General features: G+C 35.2%; 14 protein-coding genes. 2 read left to right on the top strand and 12 right to left on the bottom strand.

All coding sequences use genetic code 11. From position 1 onward, the window contains the following. Positions 1–118 precede the first annotated feature (118 nt). From V6668_RS08000 to V6668_RS07975, 6 genes are all read right to left on the bottom strand, one after another. Entirely contained in the window at positions 119–1,321 is a 1,203-nt protein-coding gene (locus tag V6668_RS08000) for a protein kinase family protein (protein ID WP_338708103.1), read from the bottom strand. A 137-nt stretch (positions 1,322–1,458) separates the two neighbouring features. Beyond that, positions 1,459–2,199 (bottom strand): restriction endonuclease, encoded by a 741-nt coding sequence (locus V6668_RS07995; protein ID WP_338708102.1) that lies wholly within the window; start codon positions 2,197–2,199, stop codon positions 1,459–1,461. A 497-nt stretch (positions 2,200–2,696) separates the two neighbouring features. Further along, a complete protein-coding gene (locus tag V6668_RS07990) occupies positions 2,697–4,502 on the bottom strand; it encodes an ATP-dependent helicase (protein WP_338708101.1) in 1,806 nt (601 codons plus the stop codon). After that, complete coding sequence (locus V6668_RS07985; protein WP_338708100.1) at positions 4,499–6,472, bottom strand: ATP-dependent nuclease; 1,974 nt, start codon at positions 6,470–6,472, stop codon at positions 4,499–4,501. The genes V6668_RS07990 and V6668_RS07985 overlap by 4 nt, the downstream gene beginning before the upstream one ends. 318 nt (positions 6,473–6,790) lie before the next feature. Further along, positions 6,791–7,630 carry a restriction endonuclease gene (locus tag V6668_RS07980; RefSeq protein WP_338708099.1) on the bottom strand — a complete coding sequence of 280 codons (840 nt, stop codon included), beginning with the start codon at positions 7,628–7,630 and terminating at the stop codon, positions 6,791–6,793. Between the two features lie 285 nt (positions 7,631–7,915). Next, on the bottom strand, positions 7,916–8,140 hold the full coding sequence (locus V6668_RS07975) for a helix-turn-helix transcriptional regulator (protein ID WP_338708098.1): 225 nt from the start codon (positions 8,138–8,140) through the stop codon (positions 7,916–7,918). Between the two features lie 155 nt (positions 8,141–8,295). Here V6668_RS07975 and V6668_RS07970 point away from each other — a divergent pair, with 155 nt between their 5' ends. Next, positions 8,296–8,583, top strand: a complete 288-nt coding sequence (locus V6668_RS07970; RefSeq protein ID WP_338708097.1) for a DUF6809 family protein — start codon at positions 8,296–8,298, stop codon at positions 8,581–8,583. 806 nt (positions 8,584–9,389) lie between these two features. Beyond that, positions 9,390–9,746, top strand: coding sequence for a hypothetical protein (locus V6668_RS07965; RefSeq protein WP_338708096.1), 357 nt, complete (start codon positions 9,390–9,392; stop codon positions 9,744–9,746). 768 nt (positions 9,747–10,514) lie between these two features. On the opposite strand, the gene V6668_RS07960 is transcribed toward V6668_RS07965, so the two are convergent. The 6 genes from V6668_RS07960 to V6668_RS07935 all read right to left on the bottom strand — a co-directional run bounded on the left by V6668_RS07960 (position 10,515) and on the right by V6668_RS07935 (position 16,460). After that, positions 10,515–11,840 carry an RNA-binding domain-containing protein gene (locus V6668_RS07960; protein ID WP_338708095.1) on the bottom strand — a complete coding sequence of 442 codons (1,326 nt, stop codon included), beginning with the start codon at positions 11,838–11,840 and terminating at the stop codon, positions 10,515–10,517. Between the two features lie 184 nt (positions 11,841–12,024). After that, positions 12,025–12,228, bottom strand: a complete 204-nt coding sequence (locus tag V6668_RS07955; protein WP_338708094.1) for a helix-turn-helix transcriptional regulator — start codon at positions 12,226–12,228, stop codon at positions 12,025–12,027. 78 nt (positions 12,229–12,306) lie between these two features. After that, a complete protein-coding gene (locus V6668_RS07950) occupies positions 12,307–12,600 on the bottom strand; it encodes a hypothetical protein (protein ID WP_338708093.1) in 294 nt (97 codons plus the stop codon). Between the two features lie 12 nt (positions 12,601–12,612). Continuing rightward, a complete protein-coding gene (locus V6668_RS07945; RefSeq protein WP_338708092.1) occupies positions 12,613–13,848 on the bottom strand; it encodes a WXG100 family type VII secretion target in 1,236 nt (411 codons plus the stop codon). A gap of 320 nt (positions 13,849–14,168) precedes the next feature. After that, positions 14,169–15,974, bottom strand: coding sequence for a serine hydrolase domain-containing protein (locus tag V6668_RS07940; RefSeq protein WP_338708091.1), 1,806 nt, complete (start codon positions 15,972–15,974; stop codon positions 14,169–14,171). A 111-nt stretch (positions 15,975–16,085) separates the two neighbouring features. Then, positions 16,086–16,460 carry a hypothetical protein gene (locus V6668_RS07935; RefSeq protein ID WP_036669364.1) on the bottom strand — a complete coding sequence of 125 codons (375 nt, stop codon included), beginning with the start codon at positions 16,458–16,460 and terminating at the stop codon, positions 16,086–16,088. Positions 16,461–16,482 lie beyond the last annotated feature (22 nt).

The following is a 16,482-nucleotide window of genomic DNA, read 5'->3' as shown; positions in this document are numbered from 1 at the left end:
GTATAACGTTCCTGTATTCACAACTCGACGCATGTCGAGTATCCGGCGAATGCCGGATCAAGGACGTCTGTCCCCAGCGTGAATATTATGTTATAGGATGTAAGCAACTTCGTCGAAATCACTTCATTGATCTTATAGCAGGGTATACATCCTCTATTAATTTCCTTCTAATTTGTTCTATAGATGAGTATCGCTCATTTTTGTCAGACGATATTCCTTTTAAGATAAACTCCTTAACGACATCATTCTTTTCTTTATGAAAATTTGTTTGTCTCCCCGTTAAAATAAAGTAAATGATCTTGATTAGGGCAAACGTTTCATGACGTACTTCGTAGTTCTCAAATCCGACTACAGCAAGATCAGAATAATCATTAATAGCTCCTTTTATTTCTGTTCCCTGCCGCGTAAGCTTACTATCAGGTCGTTTTACTAAACCGAAGTCTGATACCTTTATCATTAATGAACTATCTTCATAAATTTTCACGAGAATATTTTGATAGCTAATATCCCTATGCAAATAACCTTTTGAATGTATATATTCAAAAGCATTCAACAATTGATTTATCAAAATTCGTCTTCTATCTAAATTTAATTTGGTATTATTCTCACTCATAAACTTTTCAAGAGTTTTATTTGCATATTCCATTGTGTACTCTTTTTTCTCATCGTCATAGTAGTATGCCTTAATAATAAATGGAGAATCTAAAGCCTTTAAGTCGTTGTACTCATTCTTAAATCTGATTAATTCGTCTTCCCTTAAATCTTCTTTAGCTCTTTTGATTACAAAATCACAATCATAAAACGGATCTTTATATTTGAAGACCTTTGCATATGAACCTTCTCCTATTTGCTTCAAGTCTATTGTAGCTGTTGCTTTTAACGTTTTTATTACTGTTGTATCAAGTAATATAAATACTGGTCTATCTTCGATTATATTAATTCGCGTTAATTCATCTGGAATTGCGCTGCCTCCACTATCCGATAAAAACTTCTCACAAAAATTCATAGTATCTTGATATTCTTGATCTATTTCAAAACTATAATCATTTTTAAGGGAAGTTTGAAGAACTCTTATATTATCGATTATTTCGATCAGAGATCTACTCTCATGAGCATTATAATGCCCACCTAACCCCGGCCTGTTTTTACTATTCATAAATGAGAATAAATCATTCAAGCTACTATGAAGTATTGAAAATATTTCTTTTAACTTTTCATTAGGTATGTTTCTGTAAAACTCATAAAATAGTACAATTTTTTCATTTCTATAAGTTGAAAGTTGGCTGATTTTCAAATTCAAGAATCCATCTACATTCTGCATGTGTTCACCTCATTAGGTATTAAAAATTTTCTGCAAGCTGATTTCCTATAACGTTCCTGTATTCACGATCCGACGCATGTCGGGTGCCTGGCGAATGTCCGCAGCGTGAATATTATGTTATGTGAAGTGCATCCTTCTCAGTTATACTTTTCAAATAGTAATTCAAACTCTCTCATCCCTTCCATACAATTATCATACAAAAATTCAAAATAATCGGAGTATGAGCGAAACCGTGTTGTACCTAATAATTCTTCCTTTATTGCTTTATCTATTACTTGATCAACTTCTTCTTTTTTAATTTGCATTACTCCACTTTGAAATTGGTAAAGAAATTTACTAGAGTAAAGTGCTACTCCTACATATTTAACGCAGAGATTCTTGTAGATTTCTTTATCACCATCTGAAGCTTTTTCGTAAAACTTATCCATATCTAATGGGTCAGTATAATCCCTTAGCGGTAGACTAATTTCATTAAGTGTATCTAATGTACATTCAAGCCATCTTTCTATGAATACATCTTGAAATTCATTCCAACTTAAAAGATGAACATTTGTGTTCTTAACTGCATCATAAGCACCTGATTGAAAACCGTTCTTAACAATTATGAATCCACTATTGGCCCCAAAGTCATTTAATACTGTCCTAAAAGAATGAATCACTGCTTGAGGAATATCTGCTGACCAATACTTGCACTCGAATAAATTTATTGACTTTGGAATAGATTTAACATCTTCTGCATATACATCAACATTTACATGTCCTCTAACTGTTTTAATTTGCTTATTTACTGTTGCTTTGAATCCGGAAGCGTTTAAAATCTTTGCAACTTTCACCTCTAATTCCTTCCAGTCACTTGGATGGCTTTCTAATATCCTCATAAATACTCTCCTTGGCGCCTAATGTATTTCACATAACGTTACTGTATTCATGAACCCCGAAGGGGTTGTCTGCTGAAATGCCTCTCCGAAATTCATCCGCAGACCAAGGCTCCGAAGGAGCCGCAGCTTGAATATTATGTTATACGACGGAATCACATCTTCGAGTTAACCATCACCCTCTTATATTCTACTCTTTCATTAAACCGTTATATGTTCCAACAATTCTACGACATCGGGAATGCAGCTTGTTTTCTGTTTCTTAGTTGAAGTCTGTGAATGAAACGTTACGGTGAAGAGCCTTTTTTTCTACTGAACAACTGGATATTCACACATTTTTTATAATCAAAACATCTGGAAACTCCGGCACCCTTAGAAAATACCGAATAGAAAGAAACTAGCCTAATATGAGATGAGGCTCACATTGGGCATATAGGCTGACTGTGAGCCTCATCTCATCGTAATAAACAAAGTTCAAGGTAGGAGTTACAGAGAAGTAATTAATCGCCATACACGTCATAGAGCATCGTCCAAAATCTTGAAGGCTCTTTATCAAATATTCTTCCATATTTATTTCGTTGCTTTAGTGATCTGACTAAGTAACAAGCTCTTTTAGCTCGGCTTATACAGACGAAAAAAACTCTGAATTCTTCTTCTAACTTGCTAGGATCTTTACTGTTGATACTTTTGAAAAAAGGGAAACTTCCATCTTCCAATCCCAGCAAAATAACAACTTCAAATTCTAATCCTTTCGAGCTATGTCGAGTAGAAATAGTCACTCGATCAGAAGATTTTAAAATCCCCACAAAGTTTTTTAGAGAAAAATCTTGAAACTCACCATCATATGCAAGTTCTTTGAGTTTCTTTAAATTCTCATGTTCGTCTGAATAAAAGTCAGATTCAAAAAGTAGATCTAGCAACTGTACCTGTTCGTCTATACAATCAAGCCAATCTGAAAGGTTGTCAGATGCTTGCTTGCTTTGAGTAAGGGCTGCATAAAAGAGTTTTTGTTTAACAACATCATTTGTAATGGAGTGTCCTTTATGAACCCCGAAAATATTTGCCCAAAATAAATATAAATCAGAGAAGGATTCCTTAGTTGAATCTAAGCACCAGTTTGCACATCCAATTAACCATTTAACGATCTCTGTGATTTCGAAGTCTTTACGTTTGTTGATGTAATATGGGATATCTTCACTTTGAAAAAGCTCACCTAGTTTCTTAGCGTTATCATTACTACCAACTAAAACGCATATTTCTCTGTATGGAACATCATTTTGAATACATTCTGGAATAATCGATGCTACAACCTTTCGATATTGATCCTCAAGGCCCTCGTTACAAGTTACAAATTTAAATTCAGCTTCTTCATTAAATCTACTTCCGGCTTTATAATTTTTAATGCTGGCCGGAGGCATTGCAAGTGTATAGGCATCTATAATGCCTTGGTTACTTCGAAAGTTAGTTAGCAGTTCGATGGAACTCATTTCTCTTAAAGCAGATAGTTCTAATAGATAATCAGGTATCGCTCCGGCAAAGCTATATATTGATTGATTGGGATCACCCACTGCAAAAAATTTAATTTTTGTTAAATTAAAAAGGGATAGAACCATTTCATGTAGAGGCTTACCCAAGTCCTGATACTCATCAATAAGAATCCAAGGGAACTTAGCCTCCAAGCAATCTCTAACATACTTTTCTTTTTGAATAATTAAAGTGGAACATTTGACAACATCAATGTAATCTATTCTGCCACTAGCGTGTAGTCTATCCTCAAATTCTAAAGCGACTCTTAATGCTAGATCATAGCTAGGAATATGCACTTTACTTATTCCTTCAATAATTAAATTTCGTTCCTTATCCATTTCTTCAATCTTTAAATCATCATTCGATATATGCAGCACCCTGCACACCTCGTTAAATAATAGCTTTCTTTCTTTTTCCGAAATGATTTTTAATGGCAAAGGAATCTCGTAAATAGAAAGATGTGCGAAAGGTGCGATAACCTCTGATATACAAAAAGCATGAACAGTGCCAAGAAATACATTGCTTTTGGGTTGATACCCGTATGACAGTAACCGTTCTTCAAATTCTCTGGCTGCTGCACGACTATAAGTAATACAAGCAAGACCTCTTGGTTCGGCAATTGCATCATGAAGTAAACTCATTATTTTGAGAGTTAAAACAGTAGTTTTTCCACTTCCAGGCCCAGCAATAACTACTGTATTTGTTTTAGAAGTGAAAGCCTCATGTTGATGAGGATCTTTCTTGATTTGAAGTAGCTTCTCTATATAACTACTACTCATATAAGACCATCTACTTTTTCAAAAATTTTATCAATAGCATCTTCTATATAGCTTGGAATATGATGTTTTGTACATTTCATAGAAAGACGTTGGGCGAAGCGACCTTTACCTATTCCATTACTGCTGTTTTCTATTTTTCTCAAGCAGGCATCATACTTTCCTTCATTTAGTTCTTTTTTGAAATTCTCTTTTTGTTGATCGCCGCCGCTTGTTAACTCATTAAAGGTTTGCCAGATCTTTTCTTGGGCCGATATGTTAGATTTACAATTTGCCATTATTTCTGTTTCTAGGGTATACGCTCCTAGAAAGAAGCCTTGCTCAGAAAATAATTCATCCTGTTCTACCCATGACATATCATCAGGAAGAGTCTTTATTTTTTTTAGGTCCACTAAAAGTTGTCCTATAATTTCATTTCCTAAGTATCCAAAATTTTCGTGATCAGATTCTTTCATTAGACCGTACTTTCTAGATTCCTTTCCTTCCTTATCCTCAACAATGATGTAGTAATCACCATCCGTTATACATACATACGGAATTCCAAGTTCATAAAGATATTTTACGTATGGAGTGAAATTAGTGGAGTTAATATTGCAAACCAAAATCCCCCTAGAATCTAACGGCTTGTCGAGTAATTCTGCGAATTTAGGAATCAAATATTCTTCTGCTATTCCTTCTACCAAAATAACAGCTTTTCCAAAATACAATTCTCCCCGCTTTACGTCTAAGTACCTTTCTAAATCCTGTTTTTCATTAGGGGGTAATTTGATATTTGCAGTTGTATTTACAAGAGTTCCATCAGATGTCCAAAGCAAATGTACAATAGATTCAAGAGGAGCAACAGAGGTAACATGAGGAGAATGAGTCGTCATCAGTAACGATGTATTTCCCTGCATTACATCTCTATAAATAATACGCTGCAAAGTAGGATGCAAATGTGCTTCAGGTTCTTCAAGGGCGAGAAGAGTAAATCCTTTTGCCTCTCTGCTAGGACTGTCCATAAAAGCATATAAGGTTCTTGATATTGTTTCTTCTATATCGTTTTTTAACTTGAAGTTACCTTTATCAGATTCTTCATAACAATCATCAAGTATTTCTGAACCTTCTAGTTCTTTCAAAAAATGATATTGAGTGGTACTTGAAAGACTTGGGATAGTTTTATCTTCAAGCAAAAGTAAGATAAGGGAAATATAAAGGAGATTCGTTAATCCCATACTAGTTTCACTCGTAGATCTCTTATGCTGGCCCATCACTAGTTTAAGTGCTGAAATGAGTCGATTCGCTTGGAAGTCCATTGTTTCAAGCTGCAATTCAGAATCAGGTTGAATTCCAATCACTTTGCCAAAACGAGAATTCATTTTAGTAATTGCATCCTGAATTTCATCCATAGAAAGCAATTCGTTACTCTCTGTTTTCAAATTAGAAGCTATTCTTTCTAACTCATCTTTGTTAAATTCATATTCTTTTAATAACTCAATAATTGGAGATTTCCTTGAATTTCTCATTTCATTTTCTACGTCCCTTAAAGCGCTGATCACTCTAATATTGAAGTATTTTCGTTGTTTATGCGTAAAAAGATTAGCCTCATTGTTCCCTTGGTAAATTGTATAGTTATACTCCTTGGAACCGTCTTCTTTAGATATAGGATAATAACGATATGTGAATTTTAGAGTTGCCGGACTTGTAGAAATCGAAGCATCGCATAAGACGGCAAGTAAAGTTTTGTTATTTTCATATCCTTGAACCTCAATAGAAATTTTGATCTCCTCACCATTTTCTAAAGGATCTAATATTCCATTGTAGAAATCAGACTCTCCTAGCATACGATCTTCATCACTTAATCTTGGATCTAAGATAAGCTGTATAGCCCGGATAAGATTGGTTTTACCTACGTTATTTTCACCAATGATAATTTGCTTATGGCTCAATGAAGCATCTACATTTCTAAAGTTTCTAAAGTTTTCAACTTTCACACGCGATATAAAGGGAGATTGCATATAAATCCGCCTTTCAGTTATAAGAATTTTAATTCTTTTTGTAGCTCTTCACCGCAATTTAAGATTTATTAACTCTTCATTAATTGAGATAACTTCATCATACTTACTTCGTTCTGTCGTATAACGTATTGCAATCAAGAACCTCACTGCCTGATTCCTCTTCCTTGAAATCCCTCGGTGTGGACAAAGGGGACGTTAGCAACCAGCATCGTGAATGCATTGTTATGTGATGGACTTCCCTTCTTTGATTTACTACATAAAGAACTCATTTCCCATCAACACTTAAAGCAAAACTTATTTAATAAATTTATTCCATGGTTTATAGTCTTCTGTTTTCAGAACGCTTAACATATCGCAGAAACTCTTAAAGTCCTTCAGTTCAAAAAAGTCAAACTTTCTGTTATTTAAAACATCATTCACTGTTTCCTTGGCTCCTTTAGAGAAGTCTTTTGCAGTTGATAAGAATATTCCTTTCCGAGCATCCTTTATATACATAGATCCAATAAACTCCCGGATACCGCTCACTAACTCAATATGGTTTGCAGACGTCCTTCGCTTTACTTGTACCAAAATTGGATCATCTGAAAGCACAATAATTAAATCTATACCGCCATCACCAGTTTGACCGACGTGTTTAACCTCACAATTAAAATATGCAGAAAATACATGTTGAGCAATTTCTTCAAATTTGTAAGGATCGATACTATATAGTATCTCCTTTGTTCTCATAAGTTCGTCTATAAGTGTATTAATTGGAATTTGTTTGTCACCAATATTAAATTTTTTAACAATTCCATGTCTTAAAATATCCGAGTTTTGTGTATGTAACTCTGAAATATGATCTTCCTCTTCGCTAAATTGATCTGAGTATTCCCACCACTTGCACGAGTCACATTCCCATACTTTGATAAATGTCCACATTTCTTTACCCATAGTAAATTTATCTGTCTTATTAAAAACTTCCGGAATGTTTTTCATGCAAAATGGACAAAAACCCCTTTTTTTAAAAAAGTTGCTGACATCATTGGGTTTTCTGTATTCTTGAGTTAAAATATTATCAGTTGGCCCAGTTCGACTGTATTCGTATCTATCTTCATAAAAATCTGAGAAATCCAATAAGATTTTTTTTGTCATATATGCCCTCCGAGTATACTTCATAGCATTCATAAAGTTTTTCTTTCTTCTATTTTCTTTTTTTACTTGAAAATAATATCTGAGTAATATGTAAATCTATCAATTATTTCACATTTCATTATTTATAATTTACGAGTATTTCACATAACATTCCTGTATTCATGAAACCCAAGGATTGTCTGCTGAAACTCCCTCCTAAATCCTTCCATCAGACCAAGGCTCCGTTAGGAGCCGCTGCTCGAATATTATGTCACACGACGAGATCTCTTCTCGAAACGCCTCTCACTATTTATTTTCTTCTGGTACATAGTCGATTAAATCAGACAACTTACAATTAAACGTATCACACAACTTGAATAGTGTTTCTAATTTTGTTGTTTCTATATTCGTCTCTCTATATAACTTGTTGATTGAGTTACGACTTAAGCCTGATCTCACCATCAATTCGGTTATATCATCTATTCGATGTTCTGCCATGAGTTCTCGTATATTGCACTTGATTACTTTCATCTTTTCCCCTCCATAGCTCTATCTTATCTTCCACATCAATAATCATCAACGAAAAGCAAAATTTTAACTCTACAAAGTCAAATATTCACCTTGTAATTAACCTTATAAGGTTATATAATAACTTCGTAAAGTTAATTATAAGGAGGATTAATTATATGGTTAATACATTAGAATCGTTAACAGAACCACTAATAAGAATACGTTTAGAGTTACTCTATACTGAGCTTGTGGAATGTCATACGGAATACAATCAGCTTTCTACGGAGGCAGATCAATACTTTAAAACACTTCGTGATGCTTTACCTGATCAACTTCAACATACGGTTTTTCTTTACGAAGACGCTCAAATTTCTCTTCAATCCATCTTAGAAAGAAGTATCTACATACAAGGTTTCAAAGACGCTTTACAACTCTTTTGTGAATTGCAAAACTCTAGCATTTAGAGGATCATATGATCCTCTTTTCTATTATTGTTTTTGATTCTGTCGTATAACGTTCACTATATTCACGATCCGACGTATGTCGGATGTCCGGCAACTGCCGGATCAAGGGCTTATGCCTGTAGCTTGAATATGATGTTATATGCTGCCTGTGACCTTCCAATTTCTCTTAATCTTATTTCATTATTTCCTTCTTCAATTCTATGCTTTCTTTCTATCTTTCCACAATGGTTTTTTAGGTCTTAATACGTTTTTCAGCTCTATTTTCTTTTAAATTTCTCTTTCTGATCTTCTTTTCTATTCATCTGATCTGAAGCAACTTTGTGCTTCATGTATTAACCCTTGATTTTCTCATTTAATTGTTCTTTAGCTTTGTATTCCCTTTGATTTTTAACCCTAAACAAAAAACGCCGATAAGCAATTCGGCGCTTCTTCATTTCAATATCTCTTATGATTTCCCAGTCTTTCAGGTTGCATATAACGTTCCTGTATTCACGATTCGACGAATGTCGGATGTCTGGCGAATGCCAGACCAAGAACGAATGTTCACATCCTGAATATTATGTTATATACTGCCTGTTTTTTAGATCCTCTTAAACTTATTTATTCATTTACTTCTTTGACTTCATGCTTTATTTCTATATTTTTACAGTATTTTTTTAGCATTCTACACTTTTTTAATTTCTCTCATGTAAAAATATATGTTTTTCTATTTAGATAGTTACAGCTCTTGCTTATTGTTATATAATTCCTTTGTAATCAAGCATCGTTGTATTATAAAATCTAACTTTAGTTTGGGAGTGATTTTCTTGCAAAAGTATCTACTCGTTCCTGCAGACAAATCTACTGTTCGAGGTTTCGATGACGAAGAAGACTTGAAAGCTTATCTTGTTGATCAATTTCAAAAAGACAAGTCTGATTTTGCTGTAGATGAAGATCTAGATATTGAAGACATAGACGATTTATCTGTGCCAACCGATGGTTATTACATATACGAAATTAAGGACATTATTAATGCTATTTCCACTTCACAAACAATAGATGCTGGTGAAAAGAAAGAAATTCTAAAAAAACTTAAAAAGGAAGAAGTAAAATTCAACAAAGATAAGTTTACAGATTTTGATGACATACTCGATGAAATCAACGAAGCAGATGTAGACTTTTGACTGATCTCTAAGAGACTCACTACAAATCAGACTGGCCAATAATTAAATTGGCCAGTCTGATTTATTTGGTTCTCTATATTTCTTCTGCTATTCAGGTTGCATGTAACGTTCCCGTATTCACGACTCGATGCATGTCGAGTATCCGGCGACTGCCGGATCAAGGGCGTATGCCCGCCGCGTGAATATTATGTTATATGCTGCCTGTGATCTTCCCAAATTCTCTTAATCCTATTTGATCTTTTCCTCTTTAATTCTATGCTTTCTTTCTATCTTTCTCCAATGATTTTTTAGCTCGTTCTCAATCTTTTTCAGACTTCCTTTGATTTGAAATACTTACTAAATTCCCTTTCTTTATCTGTCTGATCGGAAGTGACACCGTGCTTCCAATTTCAAATCTTGCCTTCATTTCTTCATCATTCTTATCTTTGTCAATCGCTTTGCTTTTTTAAACGTTCTAACCCTAAGCCAAAAACGCCGATAAGGAACTCGCGCTTCTTCATCTTATTCTTTCCTTCATGGTTTCCCATTCTTTCACGTTCCTGTATTCATGAAACCCCAAAGGGGTTGTCTGCCGATATACTTCCACGAAATCCTTCCAGCAGACCAAGGCTCCAACGGAGCCGCAGCGTGAATATATTGTTATACGACGGTCAATACTTCAATGACTATTTTAGAAACGCTTCTTTCTTATACTTCATTTTCAATATTTAAAAAACTTGAATAAATGCATATATATGCTTTAATTTATTCATACTACTTTCACTTGATTCATTTTCTAGATTTCAGTTCAATTTGTAATTCATGTGCCTTAAGTCTTCGTTTTCCGCCATCTGTCTTTATATAAACTTCATCTTTACCATTAGCAAAAAAATATTCAGATTGATGTGGAAGAACAGTAACTTCAATAATATATTTATCAGTTACTATATTCATATTTTCATCATACAATTGAACTAATGAAATTGAACAAACTTGACTTGGAATAGGAGGAGTTACTTGAGAAAGTTTGTTAACTATTTCTCTTCTTAGTCTATCCCTTTCGGTATAGTTTAGCCGTACCCCCTTAACAATTCTATCATCACTAATTCCCCATAAAATTGTCCCAATTGTATCTCTCTCTACATTTAAATAAGCCACTACATATTGATCCACGACACTTAGAATTGAGTCTACAGGATTACCTCCTTTTACTTCTTTAAATTCCATAGTAATATTTTCCTCGAATTCAACTTGTGTATTTATAAGGTATTTAACTATTTTATTTTTATTTTTTAACGAGTTAAATATTCGATTTTCGATAAGAAGAGAATCGAAGAACCTATAATTAAAGGTTATATTATTTCTTTTTTTGTAATCTACTGAAGGTAATATTCTGATAGACTTTTCAAGATCTAAAGGTGGGACACGATAACCACTCATAGATATAATTACCTGCATTCGTTCTGACACTTCAATTATTAAATCCCATAGAGCTGAAGCTGAATGAGAATCAAGCATACCTGCAAATTCATCAATAATAATCAATTTTGTTTTATCTTCCAAGGCTATAGACAAATAAAACAATAGTTCTAAAATATACATGTCTCCGCCGGAATGAATTTTATACGAATTCTTAATTTTTGTTTTTTCAATACGATTAATTATCCTTAGTAATAAGTCCATCGAAGTATCCTTAATTTGAAATTGAAGAAGATGCTTCTTTATAAGTTCTATGTTGAATTCAGTCAAATTATTTTTATAATTGATAATAATTGGTTCAAATTCATTGATATCATTAGTTTTAAGACGAAATATTTTATTATTTGAGATATAGTGTGTGTGATTCTCAACATAAAATTTATTGTTTGTATAGCCTCGTATTAGTTCAACTCGACTATCTGGAAACTTAAATTTTAAAGAAAGACGCATTTCTTCTGTGTTTGTGTTATCGTTTACGGAAATTGAATCTTGTCCATAAAAAACTCCAACTATAGCTCCAAGCAATTGCGTCTTTCCAGAAGCATTTGGGCCGAGAATAATTGTTATATCTTTATTGAAGTTCATTTCAAATGTTTTAAATGGGCCAAAATTATATATATTTAGCTTCTCTAACATATTTCCTCCTGTTAAGTAAATCCAATCATTTTATTTTATTCATAAACCCCCGAAGGGGTTGTCTGCTGAAATTCCTCCGAAATCTATCCGGAGACCCAGGCTCTTAAGGAACCGCTGCTTGAATATTATGTTATACGACGGAATCACATCTTCGAGTTAACCAACATCCTCTTATACTATTCTTTCATTGGTCTGTTAGATGTTCCAAAAGATCTCCAGGTTGGCATTCCAATGCCGTACTTAATTTATCAATTACCTCTAACGATACATATTCATTCGTATTGAGCTTTGCCATCGTTGCAGATGAAATCCCCGTCATTCTCAATAAATCCTGCTTCTTAATCTCCCTGTCAATCAACAATTTTTGAAATGGTTTATAACTTATCATCTAGTATCCCTTCATATCTGAATTGAATGCTGCCACTCCATGTAGCTTCAACAAAGTATACCTACTGTCAATTTTTCCTCATGGATAACAGTAGACGATTGAACCCGCAGGTATTTCGTCTGGGGATATACTTTTACCCAAACATATACCGATATTTTTTTTACCGGCTATAGAATGGTTAATTTGAGTAGAGACAACTTCAAATATTTGCTCTTCCCCATCCGTTTTTTTGATGATAATCTGTTTACCGATCATCTCTTTGATTGTTGAAGGAAGTAGTTCATCCAACTCTTCATTAGCCCCCATAACGATGGTTCCGAATTCCGGAGTATCGAAGACTAACCCCACGCCAAACAGTATTTTAGTTTCCATTGTATGGCCTCCTTATCTCTGATCTATGAATAGCTCGCCTTTGACATCTCGCACTCTGAGATCGGCATTACGAAGTCTAACCATCGCGTCTCTCAATAAAGCATACCGTTCAGTAGAATTGAGTTCAGGAGCAAACCTTGCTGCCCGGATACTTGCCTGAGCCTCATCAAGAGCATAGTTTCTTTTGATGACTTCAGGAGGAAGATCATAAAGTGGGAACGATCTGCCTGCGATAGAAGCCTCATAGTGCCCAACAATCTCGTGAGCTAGTGTAGCATTCATTGAAATGCGTGTATTCGCACTCAAAGTCCCTACTCCCGGGGCTGCTGCTGGTAAGACATCCGTATTGATGACCAAGCGATTATACATCATGCCTGTATTCCAGGTATCATAATAACCAGGTTGTGCGATTAAGATATTTTCTTCGGGGAAATCAAGCTTGTTCAAGTAACTCTTTATCTCAATCTTTTGGTTATCCGTAAGCGGAAGCTCATTGCGTTGTCCGTCACTGAGAATCTGTCTAAAATCTACCGCGCCATCGTATTTGACAGGGGTATCGATATGTAGCTTAGGTTTGAAAACAGAGCTGACGCCTAATACCATACCACCTGTACCAAGCATACTTGCCCAATGTTCACTTGACCAAGCATTTGTAGGCAAAACGGCTTCCCTAATCGTTCCATGGACTCCAAATGTCAACCAGTTCAGTGTGTCTTGAGGCGACTCAAAAGCTTTGTCAGCTCGATCAACATACCCGTTTACGAGTCCACTCGGAATACCAAATGTCCAGTAATCCAGAAATCCGCCTACACTATCATATCTCTTCTGATATCGGTCGTCTGCCGATTGTATAAATGCTTGTCCTAGCTCTTTTAAACTATCTACAGACTTCTCAACTGCATTACGATCGTCTACACCTTCCTGTGGGCCACAAGCATTCGGTGGGGGTGGTAAACAGTTCATGTCTACTTGCCCTTCCGACTCGCGATCAGCTTGGAGTAATCGTTCTCCATGGTTATGTAACACAGTTGATATTGAACTCATAAGTGTGACAACTTCAGTCATAACAAGGTGTGACTTCTTGAAATCATAGTAGAACCTTTCTCTAGTACTCCCATCCCAGTTCGCTTCTATATCAGTCATGCTTCGTAGAAGACTTTCATTCATGTGTTGAAGAGTAGTATAAGCTGTATAGAACTGTTTACTAATTGCGAAAAGTTGCTCTGGCGTAATCATAATTCTCGTCATAGAATACCTCACACCTACTAACGAAATACTTAGTTTCTTAATTCAGGGAATATCTGGATTTTACCGTTCATTTATTAACTGTGTCAAATACCTGTAGCACTAAGCCAGTGAAGGATCTAAATTAGAGCCCTGATCATTTTTGTTGTTACCTTTGACTTTGTTTATATACTTGTCCAACTAATTTAAAGACAGCAGGTCCCGATAAGGAACTGCTGTCTTTATGTCTTTGTAATTGACCTCACTTAATATCACTTATATATATAGGAGTCATCCGCAAGCCTTTGTAATGTTTGAAATATCTATATTTAGCTTCTGCCCATCTAAACATACAAATTCCACCCCACAACAAAGGCAGCTAATATAGCAGCCGAGATGCCGGACATGATGTACATCACCTTTTGCTTTTTGCTGTAATTGTTCTTCCGTAGTTTGAACATAAGCAAGCCAAGATACGCCACTGCTAGAACCACATAAAGTAGGTTAAACAATAAATTGATCCGTATCGAAGAATAAGCAGGATAATTTGGAAATTTCAACTTCGTTTGTAGGATGAAAAGATTAAGAAGGAGTGCCACACCTGCAAAGTTAATTGCAAGATGATATTTATTAAAATTAGTGTTAGGATTTCTTCGTTTATTTAGTTTATTAAAAAGCATCCGGATTACATAGCCGATCAAAGCAATTAAAGTGAAAATGGCGGCAATCAAAGCAGGAATAAAAGATATTTTAATCAAGTTTACCTTTACATTCGATATAGGCAAGTAATCAATGTAAGGAGTAAAGGAAATTTTATCAACAACACCATTATGCTCGACAACATGATAAGAACTACTTAATTCAGCTTTTGTGAATTTCCTTATATCAAGAGCCGTAAATAAATTAGTAAATTTAGATGCTGCCCGTCGTGCGGATTGAAAATATCCTCCCCCCTCCGAAATAATTCTATTAGAATTGACGTTATCACCAAAAATTTCTTTGATAAGTCCATAATAATAAATTTCCTCAAAAGACTGGTTTGTCATGACGACCATCCCAAATTTAGATTGTGGATCAAAGACAACTTTGCTGGAGAATGCTTTCAAATTCCCCTCGTGCATCAGTGTAGGCACCCAGTATTCCATCTCAACGAACCCATGCGCAAATCGCGGAGTAGAAGTGCCTTCATAATATAGACTTGTTGACAACATTTCGTTCAACGTATCCCTGTTCTTAAATAATACATTGCTATCATCTACAGGCATCAATGCTGCAAGGAATTTTCCTAAATCTTCTGCTGTCCCAATCGCTGCCCCTGTAGGATAAAACGTTACGTATACTCTGTTCTCAGGGATCAGTTTTAAATCTTTTGTATACCCTTCAATCTCATTTCTTCTTTGTACTAGGTCTGGATGATCTTGCCCCGTTGGATGAATTGAAGTGTCGTTCATATGAAGTGGTTTAAATATATGTTGATCAACATATTCATAAAAAGGTTGGCCACTTATCTCTTCCACGATGTAACCAGCTAGACCAACGCCGTAGTTCGAATAACCCACTATGCTATTCGGTTTATATATCTGTTTCGGCTCATTTCTACGCAACGTTTCTCCTAATTCTAACGTTTCATCCTCGGAGTAATAGAACACTTCGGCCGCTGTTTGATCTTCCCAACCCGCATTGTGATGCATCAGGTTCATTAGGGTAATCGGTTCATCGTATCTCAGCTTTTTGAAAAATCCCTCTGGCAGATACTCTTGGATATCCGTCTCCAAATCAAGCTTTCCTTGTTCGACAAGCTGCATCACACTCGTATAGACCAACAGTTTCGAGATGGAAGCCCATTCAAAAACCGTAGAGGTATCCGCCTTTCGCTGATTCTCAATATCTGCGTAACCATATGCTTTATTCACAATGGTTTCACCATCTTTGATAGCCACAACCGAAACGGCAGCGGTATACTTCTCATACGAGGCTACATAAGCATCAATCGTTTCCTCTAACTTGGATAAAGGAATCCTGGATGGTGTAGTCTCAACCTGTTTCTCTTCAGCGTGGGCAGGTACCCCTATTGCCATAATGATAAATATGAATGACAGAACACAAGCGATTACTTTGTTAACCGTGTGATATCCACGATTCATCTGCATTAGCTTCTCTCCTTTTATATTAAATGTTAATTACATCTCTTGTTTTCGAGTATGCGTTTTCAAAAGAGTCCATATGACTCCAAATTATTTTCAAATGCAATTACAATCCATCTAGGAGAGAGGCCGAAGAATCTCACTTTTCCAATTAACGATGTTTATTTCTTTATCTTTCAAGAGGCACCAATCAATGATTTCACCTATCAATTTTGGCGTGATGATCTCATCGCTCCATTTCGGTGTTAGTACTCTTCTGTATCCTATATATTCTGTTGTCCATCCTTCGAATTCTTCTCCGATGATGACTATAAATGGGATCTTGTTCTTAATACTGTGTTGTCCAACTTCATAAGTGACGATTAACTTCTTATCCTCAGAAACGATATGTAATTTGATTATCCCTTCATCGTCAATATCCGGTTCAACATACCAATAAAATAATCGATTGGAGCGAACGATTTTACGTTTATATTTTTTTCTTACGCCCATAACCCACCTCATATATTTCTTT

Origin of the sequence: Paenibacillus amylolyticus (genome assembly GCF_036894225.1) — a bacterium.
Taxonomy (GTDB): Bacteria; Bacillota; Bacilli; order Paenibacillales; family Paenibacillaceae; genus Paenibacillus; species Paenibacillus amylolyticus.
This window is presented reverse-complemented; position numbering and strand designations above follow the sequence as displayed.

What these genes read in the sequence shown, in the direction of transcription:
- V6668_RS08000 (WP_338708103.1), bottom strand. Translation starts at nt 1,321, where the DNA reads ATGCAGAATGTAGATGGATTCTTGAATTTGAAAATCAGCCAACTTTCA.
- V6668_RS07995 (WP_338708102.1), bottom strand. Translation starts at nt 2,199, where the DNA reads ATGAGGATATTAGAAAGCCATCCAAGTGACTGGAAGGAATTAGAGGTG.
- V6668_RS07990 (WP_338708101.1), bottom strand. Translation starts at nt 4,502, where the DNA reads ATGAGTAGTAGTTATATAGAGAAGCTACTTCAAATCAAGAAAGATCCT.
- V6668_RS07980 (WP_338708099.1), bottom strand. Translation starts at nt 7,630, where the DNA reads ATGACAAAAAAAATCTTATTGGATTTCTCAGATTTTTATGAAGATAGA.
- V6668_RS07975 (WP_338708098.1), bottom strand. Translation starts at nt 8,140, where the DNA reads ATGAAAGTAATCAAGTGCAATATACGAGAACTCATGGCAGAACATCGA.
- V6668_RS07970 (WP_338708097.1), top strand. Translation starts at nt 8,296, where the DNA reads ATGGTTAATACATTAGAATCGTTAACAGAACCACTAATAAGAATACGT.
- V6668_RS07960 (WP_338708095.1), bottom strand. Translation starts at nt 11,840, where the DNA reads ATGTTAGAGAAGCTAAATATATATAATTTTGGCCCATTTAAAACATTT.
- V6668_RS07955 (WP_338708094.1), bottom strand. Translation starts at nt 12,228, where the DNA reads ATGATAAGTTATAAACCATTTCAAAAATTGTTGATTGACAGGGAGATT.
- V6668_RS07950 (WP_338708093.1), bottom strand. Translation starts at nt 12,600, where the DNA reads ATGGAAACTAAAATACTGTTTGGCGTGGGGTTAGTCTTCGATACTCCG.
- V6668_RS07945 (WP_338708092.1), bottom strand. Translation starts at nt 13,848, where the DNA reads ATGACGAGAATTATGATTACGCCAGAGCAACTTTTCGCAATTAGTAAA.
- V6668_RS07940 (WP_338708091.1), bottom strand. Translation starts at nt 15,974, where the DNA reads ATGCAGATGAATCGTGGATATCACACGGTTAACAAAGTAATCGCTTGT.
- V6668_RS07935 (WP_036669364.1), bottom strand. Translation starts at nt 16,460, where the DNA reads ATGGGCGTAAGAAAAAAATATAAACGTAAAATCGTTCGCTCCAATCGA.